The organism is Paenibacillus oenotherae, assembly GCF_019443105.1.
GTDB classification, from domain to species: domain Bacteria; phylum Bacillota; class Bacilli; order Paenibacillales; family Paenibacillaceae; genus Paenibacillus_Z; species Paenibacillus_Z oenotherae.
Genome location: NZ_JAHZIJ010000038.1, coordinates 2,133 through 5,066, shown reverse-complemented (window position 1 = coordinate 5,066; position 2,934 = coordinate 2,133). Strand labels below are relative to the sequence as shown.

Below are 2,934 nucleotides of genomic sequence, written 5' to 3'. Positions count from 1 at the left end.
TAGGATAAGCCCTCGACCGATTAGTATTCGTCAGCTGCATGCATTGCTGCACTTCCACCCCGAACCTATCAACCTGGTCGTCTACCAGGGGTCTTACGAATTGGGAAATCTCATCTTGAGGGGGGCTTCACGCTTAGATGCTTTCAGCGCTTATCCCTTCCGTACGTAGCTACCCAGCGGTGCTCCTGGCGGAACAACTGGTACACCAGCGGTACGTCCATCCCGGTCCTCTCGTACTAAGGACAGCTCCTCTCAAATTTCCTACGCCCGCGACAGATAGGGACCGAACTGTCTCACGACGTTCTGAACCCAGCTCGCGTACCGCTTTAATGGGCGAACAGCCCAACCCTTGGGACCTACTTCAGCCCCAGGATGCGATGAGCCGACATCGAGGTGCCAAACCTCCCCGTCGATGTGGACTCTTGGGGGAGATAAGCCTGTTATCCCCAGGGTAGCTTTTATCCGTTGAGCGATGGCCCTTCCATGCGGTACCACCGGATCACTAAGCCCGACTTTCGTCCCTGCTCGACTTGTAGGTCTCGCAGTCAAGCTCTCTTATGCCTTTACACGCTACGAATGATTTCCAACCATTCTGAGAGAACCTTTGGGCGCCTCCGTTACATTTTAGGAGGCGACCGCCCCAGTCAAACTGCCCACCTGACACGGTCCCTCTACCGGTTTCACGGTAGCAGGTTAGAACTCCGATACGATCAGGGTGGTATCCCAACGTTGCCTCCACCGAAGCTGGCGCTCCGGCTTCCAAGGCTCCCACCTATCCTGTACAGATCGTACCAAAGTCCAATATCAAGCTGCAGTAAAGCTCCATGGGGTCTTTCCGTCTTGTCGCGGGTAACCTGCATCTTCACAGGTATTAAAATTTCACCGGATCTCTCGTTGAGACAGCGCCCAAGTCGTTACGCCATTCGTGCGGGTCAGAATTTACCTGACAAGGAATTTCGCTACCTTAGGACCGTTATAGTTACGGCCGCCGTTTACTGGGGCTTCGGTTCACAGCTTCGGGTTACCCCTAACCGCTCCCCTTAACCTTCCAGCACCGGGCAGGCGTCAGCCCGTATACTTCGCCTTACGGCTTCGCACAGACCTGTGTTTTTGCTAAACAGTCGCTTGGGCCTTTTCACTGCGGCCCCCTCGGGCTATTCACCCTACCGAGGCACCCCTTCTCCCGAAGTTACGGGGTCATTTTGCCGAGTTCCTTAACGAGAGTTCTTCCGCGCGCCTTAGCATGCTCTGCTCGCCTACCTGTGTCGGTTTGCGGTACGGGCACCTTCACCTGGCTAGAGGCTTTTCTTGGCAGCCGGAGTACATGACCTTCGGTACTATAATTTTCCCTCCCCATCACAGCCCAGCCTTATCGATTGACGGATTTGCCTATCAATCAGCCTCACTGCTTGGACGAGCTATTCCATCAGCCCGCGTCACTGCCCTTCTGCGTCACCCCATTGCTCATAACGGCTTACGGTGGTACAGGAATATCAACCTGTTGTCCTTCGACTACGCCTTTCGGCCTCGCCTTAGGTCCCGACTTACCCTGAGCGGACGAGCCTTCCTCAGGAACCCTTAGGCTTTCGGCGGACAAGATTCTCACTTGTCTTTTCGTTACTCATACCGGCATTCTCACTTGAATACAGTCCACCAGTCCTTACGATCTGACTTCTACCCGTATTCAACGCTCCCCTACCCCTGATACTTACGTATCGAGCCATAGCTTCGGTGGCGTGTTTAGCCCCGTTACATTTTCGGCGCAGAGTCACTCGACCAGTGAGCTATTACGCACTCTTTAAATGGTGGCTGCTTCTAAGCCAACATCCTGGTTGTCTGTGCAACTCCACATCCTTTCCCACTTAACACACACTTGGGGACCTTAGCTGATGGTCTGGGCTGTTTCCCTCTTGACAATGGATCTTAGCACTCACTGTCTGACTCCCGGTTATAAGTCGATGGCATTCGGAGTTTGACTGAACTTGGTAACCCTTGGCGGGCCCCGCATCCAATCAGTGCTCTACCTCCATGACTCTCAATACCGAGGCTAGCCCTAAAGCTATTTCGGGGAGAACCAGCTATCTCCGAGTTCGATTGGAATTTCTCCGCTACCCCCACCTCATCCCCGAATTTTTCAACATTCGTGGGTTCGGGCCTCCAGTGCGTGTTACCGCACCTTCACCCTGGACAGGGGTAGATCACACGGTTTCGGGTCTACGTCCACGTACTCATTCGCCCTATTCAGACTCGCTTTCGCTGCGGCTACGGCTTCCCACCTTAACCTTGCACGTGAACGTAACTCGCCGGTTCATTCTACAAAAGGCACGCCATCACCCCTAAAACGGGCTCTGACTTCTTGTAAGCGCACGGTTTCAGGTTCTGTTTCACTCCGCTTCCGCGGTGCTTTTCACCTTTCCCTCACGGTACTGCTTCGCTATCGGTCGCCAGGGAGTATTTAGCCTTGGCAGATGGTCCTGCCGGATTCCCACGGGGTTTCTCGTGTCCCGCGGTACTCGGGATCCGTCTCGGAGGGTGCTGACTTTTGGTTACAGGGCTTTTACCTTCTATGCCGGGCCTTTCCAGACCTCTTCGCCTAACCAACACCTTTGTAACTCCATGTGAGACGTCCCACAACCCCAAGGAGCAAGCTCCTTGGTTTGGGCTAATCCGCTTTCGCTCGCCGCTACTGACGGAATCACTGTTGTTTTCTCTTCCTCAGGGTACTTAGATGTTTCAGTTCCCCTGGTCTGTCTCCTCTGCAGCTATGGATTCACTGCAGGGTGACTGGGCATTACCCCAGCCGGGTTTCCCCATTCGGACATCCCCGGATCAAAGCCTGCTTACGGCTCCCCGAGGCATTTCGCTGTTCGCCGCGTCCTTCATCGACTCCTGGCGCCTAGGCATCCTCCGTGCGCTCTTAGTAGCTTAACCTGT

The 2,934-nt window shown here is 54.5% G+C and carries 1 rRNA gene; it reads right to left on the bottom strand.

Annotated features, from left to right (window positions below):
- Nucleotides 1-2,931 (bottom strand): 23S ribosomal RNA (locus K0T92_RS24330).
- Nucleotides 2,932-2,934: the final 3 nt, after the last annotated feature.